This window comes from Mesorhizobium sp. WSM3864, from assembly GCF_002294955.1.
Lineage (GTDB): Bacteria > Pseudomonadota > Alphaproteobacteria > Rhizobiales > Rhizobiaceae > Mesorhizobium.
Window position 1 is genome coordinate 434,061 of the sequence record NZ_NSGD01000004.1, and the last position, 17,665, is coordinate 451,725.

Consider the following 17,665-nt stretch of genomic DNA (forward strand, 5'->3'; position numbering starts at 1 on the left):
TTATTTCGCCGCGATCGCCGGGAACAATCCCGGCGTGGTGGAACCTGCCGTGGTCAAGCTGTTCAGCCTGCTTGCGTGCCTTGCCTGCGCCGAGGCAGCGCCAATGCCTGCAATCGGCGGCACTGCCGTCGATGTCGAACTCGTGCTGGCCGTCGACATCTCGCAATCGATGGACGAAGAAGAGTTCGCCCTGCAGCGCGCCGGCTATGTCGAGGCGCTGCGCCATCCCGACTTCATCAGCGCCGTGCGCTCGGGCCCGAGGGGCCGCATCGCGCTCGCCTATTTCGAATGGGCGGGCGTCGTGCGCGACGACGGCGTGATTGGCTGGCAAGTGATCGACGGCGCGGACAGCGCCAACGCCTTCGCCGACAAGATCGCGGGTCGTCCATTCCGGAGCTTTCGCGGCACGTCGATTTCAGGCGCTCTCGGATTCGGCGCCGGAGTTTTGGAGAAAAACAGCTACTCGGCGCCGCGCCGGGTCATCGACATATCGGGGGACGGGCCCAACAATGCCGGGCTGCCCGTCGCGATGATCCGTGATGCGGCTTTGGCCAAGGGCATCGTGGTCAACGGCCTGCCGATCCTGATCAGTCCGTCGCCGAGCGTCATTCGTCTCGACCGCTACTATGCCGATTGCGTCACCGGCGGCCCCGGTTCGTTCGTGCTGCCGATCTATGCGGCGTCGGAATTCTCGACGGCTATCCGCCGCAAGCTGATCCAGGAGGTGAGCGGGATCGGCGACGCCGGCAGCATCCGCGTCGACGCGGAGGCGCCGACCGACTGCCTGCTTGGCGAACGGCTGCGGCAGCGGTTTTCCGATCCTTATTTTCCGGAGCTGGATCGGTGAAGTCCCCATTTGCACTGTTTCGGCCAGAGCGCCGCGCTGTGCCTCAGGCCGCCCGGGCGCCGTATCTGGCGCGGAACTCGTCATAGCAATCGCGGCGCCAGCGCCGGCCGACGACATAGCCGCGCAGCAGTTCGGTCGGCGAGTAGCCGAGCGCCTTTGACGACCGATTCGCGAGATAGCCCGAAAAGGCCTGTGGCAGCCTGCCCTTCAATATGTCGGCGATGATCTGCCGCGCGATCATATAGGGCGGCACGTCGGGATAGCGGTCGGCAATATAAGGATGTTTGCCGATCAGGTTGGCGTAGGCCTCGACATAGCCGTCGCGCCGGCCGGAGATCGAATTTTCCGAATTGTATTTTTTCCAGTCGATATCATCCGACAGCAAGGCGCCGCTGCGGTTGGCAAAACGCAGCAGCAATTCGCGGTCCTGCATGCGCGTGATGTCGCTGTCAAAGCCGCCGATCGCAAGCAGCGATTCGTGCCGGGCGGTGATCGCCGAGCCGGCGATGAAAATCGTCTGCGAGACCAGGGCGCGCTGCAGCCTGCTTTTGTCGAGCAAAGCCTGACGATTGATGCATTTGGTGCTGCGGCCGCCCTTGACCGAGATGAAGGAACTGATCAGCACTTCGAGCGAGGGGTTTTTGTCGAAGTGCGACAGCGTCCGGTCCAGGCGGTCCGGCAGATAGACATCGTCCGAATCAAGGAAGGTCACGATCGGCGCCCGCGCGCGCTCGATGCCCGCGTTGCGCGCGGCATTGGCGCCGCGCCATTTCGCGCCGACATAGATCAGCCTGGGATCGCGAATCTCGGCCAGCGCCAAGGCCGTTCCGTCGGTGGAACCGTCGTCGACGACGATGTGCTCGAAGCGGGTAAGTGTCTGAGCAAGAACACTTTCCACCGCGCGCACAACCTGGCTTCGCCGGTTGTGCGTCGGCGTGATCACGGTGATCAGCGGAATTGTGTCGGAGGCAGTCGGCATCTAACCTTCGTTATGGGCAGATAAACGATGACCGTAAGAAACTCGCACCACCTGCCTCCGTGTCCGCCCCCGGATGGATTCGGCAAACGCTACAGAAAAGAGCCGCCTATGTCACCTGAGGCGTCGCGTCGGGGTCAAGTTCAGAGCGTGTTTCCTCAAAGTCATGCGGTTCGAAAGCAACACTTCGCGGCGATTCGCGGCGGTTTATCCTTCAACTATGCCCGACATAGTCAGGCACGGTTTCGATTTCGTCGCTTACGAGACCGGCAGCGAGGCTGAAATGACCAAGAAATGCCAGGGTATAAAAGGCCAGGCCTACCACCAGTGAAAACGGAATCTGCCAAAGAGGCATACCCGTTTGCGGCGCGTGGCTGAGCACGCGTCGCGTCGTGCGCCACGACATGGTCCACCAGCGACTGAACGACTTGACGATCCGCTGGCTGCGACTGGGGGCATGAAGCGCGACGAACTTGCGGTCGGCGTCCCTGCCGGTCACCAACGCGCGCCAATAGAAGAACCGCCAGCCGCGCGGAGAGTAGTGGTAGACGCGCGCATCAACGTTGACGATCTTGTGGCCCTCGCGCCGAAGCTGGTGCATCAGCAACGTGCAAGACACCTTGAAGCCGTTATGTGCCGGGAAAGGGTGGCTGACGATCCAATGGCGCCGAAAGGCGACATTGTTGGCATTGATCGCCCGCTTCGAGGCGAATCTTTCATCTCCGCGGGCCATCGGGAAGAACCAGATCAAGGCGAAGGTTCTCGAGAAGAAGTCGTCATAGGACAGATAGGTATGGCCGTTCACGCAGACGGTTTGCGGCTGTTGAAACGGCTGCAGCAGATTTGAAAGCCAACCTGGCTGAGGGACCGTGTCCGAATCCAGGAAAACGACGATGTCTCCTTCGGTCAAAAGCACGCCGTTGTTCTTGAGTTCGTAATACCGACCGTCGGGGCAAGCTGTGATTGTCAGGTCGGCAACCTGCATCAATTCAGGCGCTTCAGCTTCAATGCTCGCTTGCAGCAAGCTGCCGTCCGAATCGGGCCCGCCATGCGACACGACAACTTTTGGCCTTGCAAAACCCTTAGCGGAAACAGCCGCGATTTCGCGCGCCAGTGACTTCAGCCCCAGGCCGATCTCGTTCCAGTCGATGGATTTGGCGTTCTCCATCTCCATGACGATCGAATAGATCGGGTGTTCAGCCATAGATAATCACCACCAGTTTTGCCGGTACAGTCGCTATAGCCCTGCGGGGTATGCCGTCAAACGATTCTCGGTGCCATTCTATTTGCAAGTTTGCGCTTCAATCGCATGATTCTTTCTAGATCTTCAGGAACCCGCGCTTTTTTCTGTGCGGGAAGCTCGACGGGTCGGCATATTCAGACAGGAAACGTTTTCTCCATTCGTCATTGGTCGCGTCGCGCTGGATTTCGAGACCTGACCCGACATTCATTCTCCAGACAGGCTCGACCCCGGCCAACTGGGCAATTTTCTCGAGGCTTCCTCTCGGGTCTTGCTGGACCTGCTCGTAAGTTAGCGCAAGGAAGGACAGCCCGTTTTTCGCGAACCACCCATCCCAGGCCAGATTTTCCATCAGAATCTTTTCAAGCGATTCGGCGATAGCCTCGCCGTCATAGCGTGGGGCTGCGCGACTGACCTCGGTAGAGCGGAATCTGCGGGTTTGGCGCGCACGCGCCCATGAGATCGCCTGACCCAGCAGATCGCTGCGCGTCAGGCGCACATAGTGAAGGTTGGGAAGACTGGCGGGGAGGTTCACCTTCTTGGCAACTTGAGCGAATTGACTCGCAAAAAGCTTGATCGCGTAGATTCCGCAAGAGGACCGTCCTTCCGTCAGCGCCCTCAGAAGCTGCCCTCTGGCATCGCGCGGATAGCCTGGCTGTTCGAGCAGCCGGCGCCCGCCAAACCACTCCAGTGGATTGCCCAGCCCGGCGGAAGCCATCAGTCCTGCAAGATGATTGCTGCCGGTACGCGGCGAAGTGCACACAAGAATCCCAGTGCTTATCTCCGACAGAATTTCCGACGGGATTTGAACCACGGCCGGCCGGCGTCGAAAGAGATCGAGCGAGATCATCGTTTCAGCAAGAACACTGCCTGCTGGCCGAAGAAGTTCCAGAACCACCAGGGCATCGACAGGCCGATCTTCTGGCCGTTGGCGTCGAGCGCGGTCGCCTTCTCGACCGTCGCGCCGAGCTCTTCGCACAGATTGACGAAGTCGCGAATGGTGCAGAAGTGGATGTTCGGCGTGTCGTACCAGGAATAGGGCAGGTCCTTGGTTACCGGCATCCTGCCCTTGATCAGCAGCGAGAAGCGCACGCGCCAATGGCCGAAATTGGGGAAGGAGACGATCGCGCGGTTGCCGATCCGAAGCAGCTCGTCGAGCACAAGTTTCGGGTTGCGGGTCGCCTGCAGCGTTTGCGACAGGACGACGAAATCAAAACCTTTGTCGGGGTAGAATTCGAGGTCCTTGTCGGCATCGCCCTGGACCACGGAAAGGCCGCGCGCCACGCATTCGTTGACGCCGCGCTGTGACAGCTCCAGGCCGCGGCCATCAACCTGCTTGGTCGCCTGCAGAACCTCCAGAAGCACGCCATCGCCGGAGCCGACATCGAGCACGCGCGAATGCGGCGGGATGAGATCGGTGATGACTTCGAGGTCGACGCGCTGGGCGCGATTAACGCTCATGGGCACACCTCCGGCCTTTGAGCATTTGCGGCCAATGGGAATCTCGGCGCCTCAGAAGTGCGGCCAAGACACAGAGATCGCGCGCTGCTCATAGGCTGAGCCCCCTTGCGCGCGCGGCCGAGGCTATGAAGCCGTTGATGGCCGCGAACAATTCCGGTTCGTCGAGCAGGAAAGCGTCATGGCCGCGATCGGTCTCGATCTCGACGAAGGAGACGGACGCGCCGGCGGCGTTCAGCGCATGCACGATCGAGCGGCTTTCCTCGGTCGGGAACAGCCAGTCGCTTGTGAACGACACGAGACAGAAGCGTGTCTTGGTGCCCGCGAAGGCATCGGCCAGCCGTCCGCCGTGGTCGGCGGCGAGGTCGAAATAGTCCATAGCGCGGGTCAGATAGAGGTAGGAGTTGGCGTCGAAGCGGTCGACGAAGGTCATGCCCTGATGGCGCAGATAGCTTTCGATCTGGAAATCGGCGTCGAAGCCGAAGGTCAGCGCCTCGCGATCCTGCAGGTTGCGGCCGAACTTGCGGTGCAGCGCTGCTTCCGAGAGGTAAGTGATGTGCGCGGCCATGCGCGCCACGGCGAGGCCCTTTTCCGGCCGCCTGCCGAAATCGAGATACTTGCCGCCGTGCCAGTCCGGATCGGCCATGACAGCCTGCCGCCCGACCTCGTGGAAGGCGATGTTCTGCGAGGAATGGCGGGCGCCGGTGGCGATGGGCAACGCGGAGAACACGCGTTCCGGGTAGCTTGCGGCCCATTGCAGCACCTGCATGCCGCCCATCGAGCCGCCGAGCACGCAGAACAGCTTCTCGATGCCGAAATGATCGACCAGCATCAGCTGCGCCCGCACCATGTCGCGGATGGTGATGATCGGCAGGTCGAGCCCATAGGGCCTGCCTGTCGCCGGATCGGTCGAGGCCGGGCCGGTGGAGCCGAGGCAGCCGCCGATGACGTTGGCGCAAATGACAAAAAAGCGGCTGGTGTCGATGATCCTGCCGGGGCCGATCAGCACCTCCCACCAGCCCGGCTTGCCGGTCACCGGGTTGGTGCTGGCGACATGCTGGTCGCCGGTCAGCGCGTGGCAGACGAGGATCGCGTTGGAGCGGGCGTCGTTGAGGGCGCCGTAGGTCTGGTAAGCGACCTGGAACGGCGACAGCACGGTGCCCGCATCGAGCTTTAGCGGCTTGTCGGGACCGAACTGCAACACCGGGCTCGACGGTTGGTCGGCCTCGTGGTTGGTCCTTGGAGCGCGCTGAGCGGCCATTGCATTCCCCATCCAGTCGCATCGATCTCGCGATACGGCGTCCGGCCGGCAACGGACAACAAAAAACCGGCCTGCCTTCGCCAAGCCGGTTACAGGTTGCAAACGGCCCTTTAGCGAATTGTTTAACGTGGCTGCAAGCCGACCGGCCAAATCACCACGGGAGATCCGGCTGTTCTTCTAGGGCCAGCGCCGCGCTTCGTCAACGGTCTGCCTACGCGCGAGCGCGCCGGCCCTCGACATTCGGGGCCACGGCCTGTATTTCCGCTGCGGCCTCGAACCAGGGCCTCTCGACGGATTTGTGACATGAAGCAGGATCAGCCACGTCCGACGCCCCGCGCGGGCATCATGGACATCGAGGCCTATGTGCCGGGAAAAAGTACCGCGCCGGCCGGCGTGACGAAGGTCTACAAGCTGTCGTCCAATGAGAATCCGCTCGGGCCCTCGCCGAAGGCGATCGAGGCCGCCCGGGAGGTGGCTGCCAAATTGGACGTTTATCCCGACGGCTCCGCCCGCCGGCTGCGCGAGGCGATCGCCGATGTGCACGGCCTCAATCCGGCAAACATCGTCTGCTCCAATGGCTCCGACGAGATCCTGGGGCTGCTGGCGCAGACCTATCTCGCGCCAGGAGACGAGGCCGTGTTCACCGAACACGCCTTCATGGTTTACAAGATCTATATCCAAGCCGCCGGCGCCAAGCCGGTGGCGGTCAAGGAGACGGACGAGCGCGCCGACATCGACGCAATCCTCGCCGCGGTGACGCCGGCGACGCGGATCGTGTTCCTCGCCAACCCCAACAATCCGACCGGCACTTATGTGCCGTTCCAGGAGGTGCGCCGGCTGCATGCCGGACTGCCCAAGAGCGTGCTCCTGGTGCTCGACGCGGCCTATGCCGAATATGTGCGGCGCAACGACTATGAAGCCGGCATCGAGCTGGCCGGGAGCTCGGAGAACGTGGTCATGACCCGCACCTTCTCCAAGCTCGGCCTCGGCGGCGCACGCATCGGCTGGATGTACGGACCGGCGCATATCGTCGATGCCATCAACCGGGTGCGCGGGCCCTTCAACGTCAATGCGACCGCGATCGAGGCCGGTATCGCGGCCATCCGCGACCGCGCCCATATTGAACGCAGCGTGGCGCATAACGAGAAGTGGCTTGCCTGGGTCAGCGAGGAACTGACCGGGCTCGGGCTGCGCGTGACGCCCAGCGTCGGCAATTTCGTGCTGATCCACTTCCCCGACAACAAAAAGCATTCGGCAGCGGCCGCGGACGACTATCTCAGTGCGCGTGGCTACATCCTGCGGCGCGTCACCGGCTACGGCTTTTCCAACGCGCTGCGCATGAGCATCGGCATCGAGGAGGCCAATCGCGGCGTCGTCGAGGCGCTCCAGACATTTCTGAAAAGCTGAAGCACCATGACAGCACCGATGTTCGGAAGAATAGCGCTGGTCGGCATCGGCCTGATCGGTTCGTCGCTCGCCCGCGTCATCCGCCGCGAAGGCCTGGCGCGCCACATCGCTATCGCGACGCGCAGCCAATCGACGCTCAAGCGCGCCGAGGAACTGGGTCTCGGCAATTCCTACACGACCGAGGCCGAAGACGCGGTGCGCGACGCGGATCTCGTCATCGTCTCGGTTCCGGTCGGCTCGTCCGGCGAGGTCGCGGCCGAGATCGCGCCGGCGCTGAAGAAAGGCGCGATCCTCACCGATGTCGGCTCAACCAAAGCTTCGGTGATCGCGCAAATGCAGCCGCATGTGCCCGTCGGTGTGCATTTCATCCCCGGGCACCCGCTGGCGGGCACGGAAAAGTCCGGGCCGGATGCCGGCTTCGCCGATCTCTTCGACAACCGCTGGTGCATCTTCACGCCGCTGCCGAGTACGGATCCGGAGGCGCTGGAAAAGCTCTCCGAATTCTGGCGGCGCTGCGGCTCCAACATCGACACGATGGACCCGCAGCATCACGACATGACCTTGGCCATCGTCTCGCATCTGCCGCATATCATCGCCTACAACATCGTCGGCACCGCCGACGACCTGGAATCGGTGACCAAGACGGAAGTCATCAAATACTCCGCTTCCGGTTTTCGCGACTTTACCCGACTGGCCGCTTCCGACCCGACCATGTGGCGGGACGTGTGCCTGCACAACAAGGACGCGATCCTGGAAATGCTGGCGCGCTTCTCGGAGGATCTGGCCTCGTTGCAGCGAGCGATCCGCTGGGGCGACGGCGAAAAGCTGTTCGACCTGTTCACCCGCACGCGCGCCATCCGCCGCTCGATCATTGAGGCCGGCCAGGATATCGATGTGCCGGATTTCGGCCGTCAGGCCGTGGAGCACCCGGGGACCAAGCCCTAGGCCTTCTGCTCGATCTGTCCCGATGGGGACCAGTGCGCCGCCATCATGGCCATTGTCTCGGCTCTGTCCGGAGCGCCGAGCCGGCCGCCGAAGCGCAGGCATTTAAGCGCGGCGGCGGCGCTGGCAAAGCGCAGCGCCTGCTCGGGCGGCATGGCTTCGGCAAGGCCGACGGCGAAGGCGCCGTGGAAGACGTCGCCGGCGGCGAGCGTGTCGTCCGCCTTGACCTTCGGCGCCTCGACATGCCGGACGCGACCGGTTCCCCGATCATGCCACCAGGTTCCGGCAGCGCCGCCCGTCACCGCGACGAAGGCGTCGGTGCGCGAGGCGAGATCGGCGCATGCGCTTTCCGGATCGAGCGCATGGCCGCAGACGATCCGCGCCGCCGGCTCCGAGGCGACGATGTGCGAGGCCAACGGCAAAAGCCGCTCGAGCACGTCGACCGGCGCGGTGTCGGCGTCGAGGATCGCCGGACGGCCGGCGTCCCGTGCGGCCGCCAAGGCAAGTGCGGCGGCGCCCGGCCAGCGGACGTCCACCAGCACGGCGTCGAAGGCGGAAAGTTCGGCAAGCGGCAGCGTGTCGGGATCGGCTTGCGCCCTGCTGTCATAGAAGGGCACGATGATGCGCTCGCCATAGGCATCCACCAGGATCGCGGCCAGCGCCGAGCGCGCGCCGGCGACGCGGCGGACCAGGCTGCAATCGACGCCTTCCGCCTCGATCTCGGCGATCAGCCGGTCGCCGACCGCATCGTCTCCCGCGCTCGCCCAAAGCAACACATCGGCGCCGAGGCGATGCGCGGCGCAGGCCGCACTCGTCGCCATGCCGGAGGCGATCTGGACACCGTCGCTGGCGATGAACTTGCCCTGATGCGCGGGCAGCATCTCGACACGCAGGATCGTGTCGAGGGTGAACGCGCCGACGCTGAGCAGTTTGATCGGTCCGGCCATCGCAGTCTCAATCGACCGGCTTGATCTTGCCGAGCGGGATGAAGCCAAGCGAAGCTTTACCCTTCACGATCTTGAGCGGCATGGACGGTTGGTTGCCGAGCATGGCAATGCCGGCAAAACCCTGCTCGATCTCGCTCTTGTGCTCGGGAATGGCGCCGGCGAGGATCGCCGCTACGGCCTTTGGGTCCTTCAGCTTGATCGACAGATTTGCATCGATCAGGCCGTCGGCGCCGATCGAAATCGGCCCGGATACGGTTACGCGCGCCGTGCCTGATGACACGTCGAGGCTGGCAATCTCGACCGACTGGCCGCGCAGGCTTTTCGGCGGCGCCTTAATCAGCGCGACGCCGTTCTTCACTGTCGCTTCGCCGGCGCCGTCGAGTTCCGGCAGCACGCGTCCGCCGACAGCTTCCGCGTCGATCTTCAGGTCGCCAAAGCTGCCGGTATAGACGAGGTCCTGGCCGTTCGGCTGCAGCTGGCCGGCCGCCTGGCCGGCGCTGAACAGCTGCACGGGATCGGTGTCGTCGGCCGGATCGGTCTGTCCAGACAAGCCTTCCGCCTGAAGCGAAATGCGGCGCGGAAGCGGCCATGACAGCTTGACCGTGGCGTGCAGCTTGTCCCAGTCGAGCCAAAGCGGCGGCATGCCCGGCGCCACAGTCCGCAACGGCCCGCGCAGGTTCGCCACGGGCGACAGAGGCTGGGTGATGCGAGCGACGACGTTCATATCGCCGGTCGAGGCCGCTACATTCCTGGCATCGTCCTGATAGGCCAGGCTGTCGCAGGCGACCGTGAAGTCCAGTGGATAACCGCTGACCGTGAGATTGGCGCAGTCGGCCTTGATGCCCTTGCCTCCAAGCTCGGCCACGGCCCGCTCGGCCTCGGTCTTGACTTTGCCGGCGAGATAGAACCATCCGCCGCTGTAGAGCGCGAACAGCACCAAGATGAACGCCGCAAGCCAGAACAGCCGGCGGCGAGGTTTGCGCGATCGCTCGTCACTTGACGTCATGCTGCGGCTCTCGTTAACCGCCTCATGCGGCGAGCGGGTGGTTGTTCTTACGCACGACAAGCGGGGACAGAAGAAGCACCTTACCGGTGTGGTGTCGTCACTCGAATGCAATCAGGCTTGGCGATATGGGCGATTTTTGGGTTTTTGGCTACGGGTCGCTGATCTGGCGGCCCGGTTTCGCACATGTCGAGACGCGGCGCGCCCGTCTTTACGGCTTCCGCCGGTCGCTCTGCGTCTATTCCTTCGTCCATCGCGGTACGCGTGAGCGGCCGGGCCTGGTGCTCGGCCTCGACCGCGGCGGCTCCTGCGTCGGGCTCGCCTTCCGCGTGCCCGGCGATTTGCGTGACGAAGTGCTTTCCTATCTGCGCGAGCGCGAGCTGGTGACCAGCGTCTATCTCGAACGCACTCTCGATGTCCGGCTGGATGGGGCGGGACAAGGCGGAACGGTCGAAGCGGTCGCCTACATCGTCGACCGCGCGCATGAGCAATATGCCGGCGGGCTCGACGCCGACCATGCGGCAAAAGTCGTGCGCGGCGCCGTGGGCCAATCGGGCAGGAACGAAGACTATGTCCTGAGCACAGTGGAGCATCTGAGGGCGCTCGGCATCCGCGACCACTGGCTGGAAGAGGTGGGGCGGCAGGTCGCGCCTTCGTGAAGATCTGGCCCGATCAAAAAGCAAAACCATGCCTTTGACCTGGGCAAGGCACGACCTAGCTTAGCCGCAATCCATCCTCTGGGCATCCAGGCCCTTCCCAGCATCACGGAGATCAGTCTTGCAGAAACGCCGTCTCGGTCGCACCGACCTTTCCATCGCGCCGCTGGTCCTTGGAGGCAACGTCTTCGGCTGGACCGCCGACGAGAAGACCTCGTTCGACCTGCTCGACCGCTTTGCCGAGGCCGGCTTCAACGCAGTCGACACGGCGGACGCCTATTCGCGCTGGGCGCCGGGCAACAAAGGCGGCGAATCCGAAACCATCATCGGCAACTGGATGAAGAGCCGCGGCAACCGGGACAGCATCGTCGTCATCACCAAGGTCGGCTCCGACATGGGACAGGGCAGGCGGGACCTCTCCGCAGCCTATATCGAAAAGGCGGTCGACCAATCGCTCAAGCGGCTGCAGACCGACGTCATCGACCTCTATCTGTCGCACTGGCCGGACCCGGCGACGCCTTACGAGGAAACGCTCGGCGCCTATCAGCGCCTGCTCGATAAGGGCAAGATCCGCTACCCGGGCTGCTCCAATCTCGATGCGGGGCAATTGCGCGCGGCCCTGGATGTCGCCAGCCTGCGGGGCCTGCCGCGTTACGAGGTTCTGCAGCCCGAATACAATTTGTACGATCGCTCTTCGCTGGACGGCCCGCTGCTCGACCTGTGCAAGGCTGAAGGCCTCGGCGTCATCACCTATTTCAGCCTGGCCAAGGGGTTTCTCAGCGGCAAATACCGCAGCAAGGCCGACCTTGGCCGGAGCGAGCGTGGCGAAGACGTGGCCGAGTATCTCAACGAGCGCGGCATGCGCATTCTCTCCGCGCTCGATGCCGCGGCCGGGCGCCATTCGGCCAAGCAGGCCGAAGTGGCGCTCGCCTGGATCATGGCGCGGCCGGGCATCACCGCGCCGATTGCCAGCGCCACAACGCCCGCACAGATGGAAAGCCTGATCCGCGCCGCATCGCTCAAGCTTTCCGCCGACGACATCGCAGCGCTCGATCGCGCCAGCGCTTAAGGCGTGTCGCTATTCAGGGGGTGCCGGCCTGACCCGGATCCAACATGCGTTAGTGCAGTAGGTCCCACGCACGATCGTTCAAGACCTTGCAGATAGCCTCGCGATAATTCCTACCCGATCGCGGCAGGAATTGAGGTTCGGCATGGTCGGAGAAGTTTTGTCCGAAGCGCAGCCCTGGCAGCAGGTGCTGGCGCTGGTCATGGCGGCGACCGTTGTCATGGGTAGCCCAGGTCCGGCGACGATCAGCGTCACCGCCGTCGGCGCCGCTTTCGGGCTGCGGCCTTCGCTGGGTTATATGTCCGGCATCGTGCTTGGAACGATGGCCGTGCTCCTGGTTGTGGCCGCCGGGATATTCGGCATGCTCGCCTCGGTGCCGGGGCTGGCGCCGTTGCTGACTGTCGCTTCGGCCCTCTATATCCTCTACCTTGCCTTCAGGATCGCGACAGCGCCGCCGCTTGCCCAAGGCGGCAATGCGGCGGCGCGTCCCACCTTCTTCGGCGGCTTCATGCTCGCCGTCGCCAACCCGAAAGCCTATGTGGCGATCGGCGCGGTCTTCGCGGGAGCTTCATCCACAGTCGACGGGCTCGGGATTTCGACCAAGCTTTTGGTGCTGGCAGCGATGATCGTCGCCATTCATGTGCTCTGGCTTCTCGCTGGGACGATTTTCGCGAGGCTGCTGCGCGATCCATTGGCGTCGCGGATCATCAATCTCGTCTTCGCGGCGACGCTGGTGCTGACGACTGCACTGGCGGGGCTGCCGTAAGGGGAGCTCAGGCCTTCGGCGCAGCGCCGAGCTCTGCCAGCCGCTTCACCGCCGTCGGCGGCATCGGCGGGGGGTTCGGCGCGCGCGAGGCCTCGACCAGCAGCTCGTCGCAGGCGGTCTCGGTCTCGCCGATCAGCCGCTGCATGAACTCCTCCTTGTCGAGCCCCGGAGGAATCGGCGGCAGGAAACGGGCCTTTATGGTGCCCGGATAACGCATGAACTTGCGGCGCGGCCAGTAGAGGCCGGCGACATGGGCGACCGGCACCACGGGAACGCCCAGCTGGGTATAGAGCTCGACGATGCCGTATTTGTAGGACGGCTCGGCGCCCGGTGGGCGACGAGTGCCTTCCGGGTAGATGATAAGCTGACGCGGGTTGCGCGCCATCTCCTGCCTTGTCGCGGCAACGACCGCTTTCAGCGCCTTGGAGCGGCTGCCGCGGTCGACCGGGATCATGCGCATCTTCATGATGTACCAGCCGAAGAAGGGGATCCAGGTCAGTTCCCGCTTCAGGATATACAAGGCGTCGTCGAGATAAGGAAAAAAGGCGATCGCGTCCCAGAAGGACTGATGCTTCGGCGCCAGGATGAAGGACCCCTCAGGCAGGTTCTCGGCGCCCGTGATTTCGCTCCTGGTGCCGGCGATCTTGTCGTAAAGCCACATCGAGGTGCGCGACCAGAATTTCGGCACGAACCAGGCGCGGTGGCGGGGCGACAGGAAATAGAAGGGCGTCCAGAAGATCATCTGAACGACCAGGCTGAGATAGAAGGCTAGGTTGAACGCCAGCGAGCGGATAATGAGCATGCGGGAAAGGGCCCGGTGTGGAAGTGAGCGTTGGTTACACCAAGCGCGGGCAAAAAGGAAACGGCGCGACGGTGGGGCGCATCACAGCGAGCGCGCCAGCCGCTCCTTCAGGCGGGGCGCCGCGAAATCGAGGAAGGCGCGCAGCTTCACCGGCAGCAGGCCCTGACCGGCATGCAGGAGATTGACCGGCCATGGCGGCGGCTCGAACGGCTCGAGCACGACATGAAGCGCGCCGGCGCGCACCGCGGCGTCCGCCTGATAGGAGAGCACCCTCGTCAGGCCGAGGCCGGCGATCGCCGCATCGATTGCTGCCTCGGCGGTGTTGAGCTGCAGCCGCGAGCGGACCGGAACCACGGTTTCGCTCTTGCCGGTGCCGAAGCTCCACGTCGCGGGAGAGGCAAGCCCTTCGAAGGTGATGCAGTTGTGGCCTGAAAGGTCGCGCGGTTCGAACGGCGTGCCATGCTTCGCAAGATATGCCGGGCTGGCGCAGACGATGCGGCGGATCTGGCCGACGCGCGCTGCGACCATGGCCGAATCCGGCAGCTCGCCGATGCGCACGGCAAGATCGATATGCTCCTCGATCAGTTGCGTGATCCGATCGGACAGCGTCAGGCGGATGTCGACCTCGGGATAGGCGGCCAGAAAATCTGTGACGACCGGCAGCACATGCAGGCGGCCGAAGACGACCGGCGCAGTGATCACCAGCTCGCCGGTCGGGCTCAAATATTCGCCAGCGGCGGCTCGTTCGGCTTCGCCCACCTCATCGAGGATACGGCGGCAGGCGGCGAGATAGGAACGACCAGCGTCCGTCAAGGTGAGGCGCCGCGTCGAGCGGTTGAGCAGACGCGTGTTGAGGTGCCTCTCCAGTTCGGAGAGCTTGCGGCTGACGGTGGCGAGCGGTACGCCGGCGTGTCGCGCGACGGCGGAAAGGCTGCCGGCCTCCACCGTGGCTACGAACAAGGACATGGCGTCGAGGCGGTCCATCTATTCTTCCGAAATGTGGAAGGATGGATTGCAACTATGCCTTCTACCTCCGGATTTCGGAAGGGGCTACATGTCGTTCCACTTTGGCAGAGGACCGCCGCCGTGGACGCCTTCACCAGCGACGTCGCCTTTACCCCTACGGTCAAGGCCATCCAGTCCCGCAAGGGCTCGCGCGCATCTTATGCGCGGGTCGAGGAGCGCGGCGGCTGGCGGGCGACGATCACGCCCGACCTCGCTGCCTTCATCGAGGCGCAGACCAGCGTGTTCCTGGCGACAGCCAATGGCGGAGGTCAACCCTATGTTCAGCATCGCGGCGGGCCAGCCGGCTTCCTGAAGGTGCTGGACGGGCATACGATCGGCTTTGCCGATTTCTCGGGGAACCGGCAGTTCATCACCCAGGGCAATCTTGCGGACAATGCCCAGGCCTTCCTGTTCCTGATCGACTACATGCTTCGGCAGCGCATCAAGATCTGGGGCACAGCGCGCGTCGTCGAGGACGATGCGGAGCTGACGGCGAGGCTGATGCCGGCCAACTACAAGGCGCGGCCGGAGCAGGCGATCCTGTTCAGCGTCACGGCCTGGGATGCAAATTGCCCGCAGCACATTCCGCAGCGCTTCGAGGCGGCGGATGTGGCTGCGGCGCTTGCCGAGCGGGATAGACGCATTGCCGGTCTGGAGCAGGAGATCGCACGCCTGCGCAACAGCGCGTCTGGCGAAGCTTAGTTCTTGCTCACCGTAGAGGCTTCGGCGAGCGTGACGCCCTCGGTGGTCGGCCGAAGCGGGACGATGCCGCGCGCCAGCGCCAGCAAATATTTGCTGTATTCGGTGAGCAGCACGCGCAGCGCTTCCGGCTTGGTCAGCCAGCTGCCATTGCCGAGCTTGTTGTTGACCACCGGATAGGGCTCAAGCCGCGCGCCATGCAGCAGCCGGCCCATCTCGAGCAGGCTGCGCGGCATGTGGTAGTTGTTGGTGACGACGATGATGCTGCCATAGGCGTGGCTTTCCACCCATTTGGCGCTCTCCTCGGCATTGCCGATCGTGTCGAGCGCGGCGCGGTCGATGTCGACGCAGCAGGAGAACAACTGCTTGTCGCCGCCCATTGCCGCTTGCAATTGGCGGCGGCTGGCGGTGGGGTGAACACCGCTGATCAAGAGCCGCTCGCCCTTGCCTGATGCCAGCAGATCCATGGCGGCGTCGAGTCGCGACTGGCCCCCGGTGAGCACGATGATTGCGTCGGCCCTGGCCGGATTGACCGGCGTCGTCATGTTGCTGACCTTGTCGGCAAACCAGCCGAAGCCGCCGGCGAAAAGCGCCAGCAGGGCAAGCACGAAGAAACCGCAGAGACGAAGCGCAAATCTGAGACGACCGGTTCTTGCAGACGCAGCACCGCGCGTAAGCGCCGCTGGCATCCGTCCAGCCGTTCCGATCGAGTCCCGCGCGTCCATCATCCCCAGGTTAATCCTGAAAACATCCAATGGTTAACTCTGAAACGTCGCCTTTCATAGATAGCACGGCGCACATTGCGTTACGGCAGTTTCCCTTGCGTGATCATGCACTTGTAGGGTCCGGGTCGCATTGGAAACCCAACTTGCCAACTCTTGCATTCGCGCCACACTTGGTTTCGCGTCATGATCAGCTTGCCTCCGGCTGCCGGATGTCGATCTCACTGAGATAGGCGACGACCGTGGCATGTGAGGTCGCCGCGGTCAGCGCGCCGATCACCAGCACCATCAGGGCGACGCCGAGATAGCCGGTCGAGCCGATCGCGAAATTGCCGAACAGCGCGGTCGCCTGGTCGGCCTCAGGCGTCGCCATGTTGCGCGACGACCACCAGGAAAAGACGATGAAGACCAAGATAGCGGCGGCACCTCCGGCGGCGGCGCCCTTCATGCCGGTGACCAGGAAATGCCAACGGAATTCGCGCGCGATGAAGCGGGCCTCGGCGCCGACAAAATGCAGGACCTCGATGATGTGGCCGTTGCCGGCCATGGCGCCGCGCGTGGCGAACACCACCGTCAGCACCGTCGCCGACAATATCAGCGCCAAAACGGCAAAGCCGATCGTCACCGTCGTATGCGCCATGGCGACCAGCCGGTCGACCCAGGTGCGATGGTCGTCGAGCGCGGCGCTCGGCAGCTTGGGCGTGATCGCGGCGCGCATGGCCGCGAAGTCGGGCGGATTGGCTTCGTCGATGGTCACGACAATGAGGCGCGGCACCGGCAGTTCATCGATGTTGAGGCCGGTGCCCAGCCACGGCTCCAAAAGGCGCGCCGTCGCATCGCGGTCGACGATCCTCGTACCCTTCACACCCGGGAACTCGCTGGCGATCTCAGAGGCCTGCGCGAGGGCTGCTTCCATGTCGAGACCCTCAACGGGCTTGATCTGGATCGTCGCCTCGCGCGAGATCTGGTTCTCCCACACCGAGGCGGTGTCGCGCACCAGCGTCACGGCGCCGAAGGTCAGGCAGGACAGGAAGGTCATGATGGCGATGACCAGCACCAGCGCCCGGCCGGCGATGTTGTGCGCCGGCACGATCGGCGCCATCTTGCGCTGAACGCGCCGAACGGCAGCCGGCGTCTCGGCGGCTTCCTCGTGCAGGTGATCGGCCGGAAGTTCAGTCATAAACGTCCAGCCTTCCGCCGGCGAGAATCATGCGCCGGGCATCGACCTGCTCCATCAGGCCGAGGTCGTGGGTTGCGATCACCACGGCGGTGCCGAGCCGGTTGAGCTCGATGAAGAGCCTCAGCAGCCGGCGCGCCAGCGGCGGATCGACGTTGCCGGTCGGCTCGTCGGCAAGCAGGATCTCCGGCTGCTCGATCAGCGCGCGCGCGATCGCAGCACGCTGCTTCTCGCCGCCCGACAGCACCGGCGGCAGCACATGCATGCGCTCCCCGAGGCCAACCCATTTCAGGAGCTCGGTGACGTCGGTGCGATAGCTCGCCTCCTCGCGCCCGCGCACGCGCAACGGCAGCGCCACGTTCTCATAAGTGGTCATGTGGTCGAGCAGGCGGAAATCCTGGAACACCACTCCGATGCGGCGCCTGAGCAGCGGCAACTCGCCGCGCGAGATGCGCGAACGATCCTTGCCGAAAATGGTGATCAGGCCGCGCGTCGGCTTCAGCGACATGAAAAGCAGGCGCAGCAAGGTGGTCTTGCCGGCGCCCGAGGGGCCGCTCAGGAACTGAAAGGAGCGCTCCGGAATGTGCAGGGAAATGTCGCGGAGGATCTCCGGACCCATGCCATAGCGGAGGCCGACATTTTCGAAGCGGATCACGTTCGGCGACCTGAAACCTTAGGCGGCATCGCGCCA

Annotated in this window: 19 protein-coding genes and 1 riboswitch; of the genes, 7 read left to right on the forward strand and 12 right to left on the reverse strand. The window is 64.0% G+C overall.

The features are described from left to right. The first annotated feature begins 49 nt into the window (after positions 1 to 49). Positions 50 to 847: a DUF1194 domain-containing protein gene (locus CK215_RS12485; protein ID WP_245418675.1), complete on the forward strand. Its 798-nt coding sequence runs from the start codon at positions 50 to 52 to the stop codon at positions 845 to 847. 43 nt (positions 848 to 890) lie between these two features. Here CK215_RS12485 and CK215_RS12490 read toward each other — a convergent pair whose 3' ends face one another. The 5 genes from CK215_RS12490 to CK215_RS12510 form a co-directional block, all read right to left on the reverse strand. Then, positions 891 to 1,826, reverse strand: a complete 936-nt coding sequence (locus CK215_RS12490) for a glycosyltransferase family A protein (protein WP_095831077.1) — start codon at positions 1,824 to 1,826, stop codon at positions 891 to 893. A 211-nt stretch (positions 1,827 to 2,037) separates the two neighbouring features. Continuing rightward, positions 2,038 to 3,027 carry a glycosyltransferase gene (locus CK215_RS12495; protein WP_095831078.1) on the reverse strand — a complete coding sequence of 330 codons (990 nt, stop codon included), beginning with the start codon at positions 3,025 to 3,027 and terminating at the stop codon, positions 2,038 to 2,040. 115 nt (positions 3,028 to 3,142) lie between these two features. Next, positions 3,143 to 3,961, reverse strand: coding sequence for a Stf0 family sulfotransferase (locus tag CK215_RS12500; protein ID WP_156752576.1), 819 nt, complete (start codon positions 3,959 to 3,961; stop codon positions 3,143 to 3,145). Then, entirely contained in the window at positions 3,910 to 4,524 is a 615-nt protein-coding gene (gene metW / locus CK215_RS12505) for a methionine biosynthesis protein MetW (protein WP_095831079.1), read from the reverse strand. Before metW ends, CK215_RS12500 begins: the two co-directional genes overlap by 52 nt. Before the next feature lie 88 nt (positions 4,525 to 4,612). Further along, on the reverse strand, positions 4,613 to 5,782 hold the full coding sequence (locus CK215_RS12510; RefSeq protein ID WP_095782441.1) for a homoserine O-acetyltransferase: 1,170 nt from the start codon (positions 5,780 to 5,782) through the stop codon (positions 4,613 to 4,615). A 90-nt stretch (positions 5,783 to 5,872) separates the two neighbouring features. Continuing rightward, a riboswitch (SAM riboswitch) is annotated at positions 5,873 to 5,950 on the reverse strand. A gap of 135 nt (positions 5,951 to 6,085) precedes the next feature. Here CK215_RS12510 and hisC point away from each other — a divergent pair. Then, positions 6,086 to 7,189 carry a histidinol-phosphate transaminase gene (gene hisC / locus CK215_RS12515; RefSeq protein ID WP_095779341.1) on the forward strand — a complete coding sequence of 368 codons (1,104 nt, stop codon included), beginning with the start codon at positions 6,086 to 6,088 and terminating at the stop codon, positions 7,187 to 7,189. A 6-nt stretch (positions 7,190 to 7,195) separates the two neighbouring features. Further along, complete coding sequence (locus CK215_RS12520) at positions 7,196 to 8,134, forward strand: prephenate/arogenate dehydrogenase family protein (RefSeq protein ID WP_170950285.1); 939 nt, start codon at positions 7,196 to 7,198, stop codon at positions 8,132 to 8,134. Here CK215_RS12520 and CK215_RS12525 read toward each other — a convergent pair. Next, entirely contained in the window at positions 8,131 to 9,078 is a 948-nt protein-coding gene (locus tag CK215_RS12525; protein ID WP_095831081.1) for a sugar kinase, read from the reverse strand. The two genes, CK215_RS12520 and CK215_RS12525, sit on opposite strands and share 4 nt — an antisense overlap. A gap of 7 nt (positions 9,079 to 9,085) precedes the next feature. Further along, positions 9,086 to 10,084, reverse strand: a complete 999-nt coding sequence (locus CK215_RS12530) for a DUF2125 domain-containing protein (protein ID WP_095831082.1) — start codon at positions 10,082 to 10,084, stop codon at positions 9,086 to 9,088. A gap of 125 nt (positions 10,085 to 10,209) precedes the next feature. Here CK215_RS12530 and CK215_RS12535 point away from each other — a divergent pair, with 125 nt between their 5' ends. The 3 genes from CK215_RS12535 to CK215_RS12545 all read left to right on the forward strand — a co-directional run bounded on the left by CK215_RS12535 (position 10,210) and on the right by CK215_RS12545 (position 12,569). Continuing rightward, the gene (locus CK215_RS12535) at positions 10,210 to 10,740 is read left to right on the forward strand and encodes a gamma-glutamylcyclotransferase (RefSeq protein ID WP_066990269.1); all 531 of its coding nucleotides are present in this window, start codon (positions 10,210 to 10,212) and stop codon (positions 10,738 to 10,740) included. A gap of 118 nt (positions 10,741 to 10,858) precedes the next feature. Then, positions 10,859 to 11,806: an aldo/keto reductase gene (locus CK215_RS12540; RefSeq protein ID WP_066990266.1), complete on the forward strand. Its 948-nt coding sequence runs from the start codon at positions 10,859 to 10,861 to the stop codon at positions 11,804 to 11,806. Positions 11,807 to 11,948: 142 nt separating this feature from the next. Then, positions 11,949 to 12,569: a LysE family translocator gene (locus tag CK215_RS12545; protein ID WP_095831083.1), complete on the forward strand. Its 621-nt coding sequence runs from the start codon at positions 11,949 to 11,951 to the stop codon at positions 12,567 to 12,569. A gap of 7 nt (positions 12,570 to 12,576) precedes the next feature. Here the strand turns inward: CK215_RS12545 and CK215_RS12550 are convergent, their stop codons facing one another. Together CK215_RS12550 and CK215_RS12555 are read right to left on the reverse strand one after the other, a co-directional pair. Continuing rightward, positions 12,577 to 13,371, reverse strand: a complete 795-nt coding sequence (locus tag CK215_RS12550) for a 1-acyl-sn-glycerol-3-phosphate acyltransferase (protein WP_066990260.1) — start codon at positions 13,369 to 13,371, stop codon at positions 12,577 to 12,579. An 81-nt stretch (positions 13,372 to 13,452) separates the two neighbouring features. Continuing rightward, on the reverse strand, positions 13,453 to 14,355 hold the full coding sequence (locus tag CK215_RS12555) for a LysR family transcriptional regulator (RefSeq protein ID WP_095831084.1): 903 nt from the start codon (positions 14,353 to 14,355) through the stop codon (positions 13,453 to 13,455). Between the two features lie 102 nt (positions 14,356 to 14,457). Between CK215_RS12555 and CK215_RS12560 the strand changes: the two genes are divergently transcribed. Beyond that, positions 14,458 to 15,078 (forward strand): pyridoxamine 5'-phosphate oxidase family protein, encoded by a 621-nt coding sequence (locus CK215_RS12560; protein WP_127325771.1) that lies wholly within the window; start codon positions 14,458 to 14,460, stop codon positions 15,076 to 15,078. On the opposite strand, the gene CK215_RS12565 is transcribed toward CK215_RS12560, so the two are convergent. From CK215_RS12565 to ftsE, 3 genes are all read right to left on the reverse strand, one after another. Beyond that, complete coding sequence (locus CK215_RS12565) at positions 15,075 to 15,803, reverse strand: YdcF family protein (RefSeq protein WP_095831086.1); 729 nt, start codon at positions 15,801 to 15,803, stop codon at positions 15,075 to 15,077. The two genes, CK215_RS12560 and CK215_RS12565, sit on opposite strands and share 4 nt — an antisense overlap. Before the next feature lie 184 nt (positions 15,804 to 15,987). Then, the gene (locus tag CK215_RS12570) at positions 15,988 to 16,977 is read right to left on the reverse strand and encodes an ABC transporter permease (protein WP_095779349.1); all 990 of its coding nucleotides are present in this window, start codon (positions 16,975 to 16,977) and stop codon (positions 15,988 to 15,990) included. Further along, on the reverse strand, positions 16,970 to 17,629 hold the full coding sequence (gene ftsE / locus CK215_RS12575; protein ID WP_066990245.1) for a cell division ATP-binding protein FtsE: 660 nt from the start codon (positions 17,627 to 17,629) through the stop codon (positions 16,970 to 16,972). Before ftsE ends, CK215_RS12570 begins: the two co-directional genes overlap by 8 nt. Positions 17,630 to 17,665 lie beyond the last annotated feature (36 nt).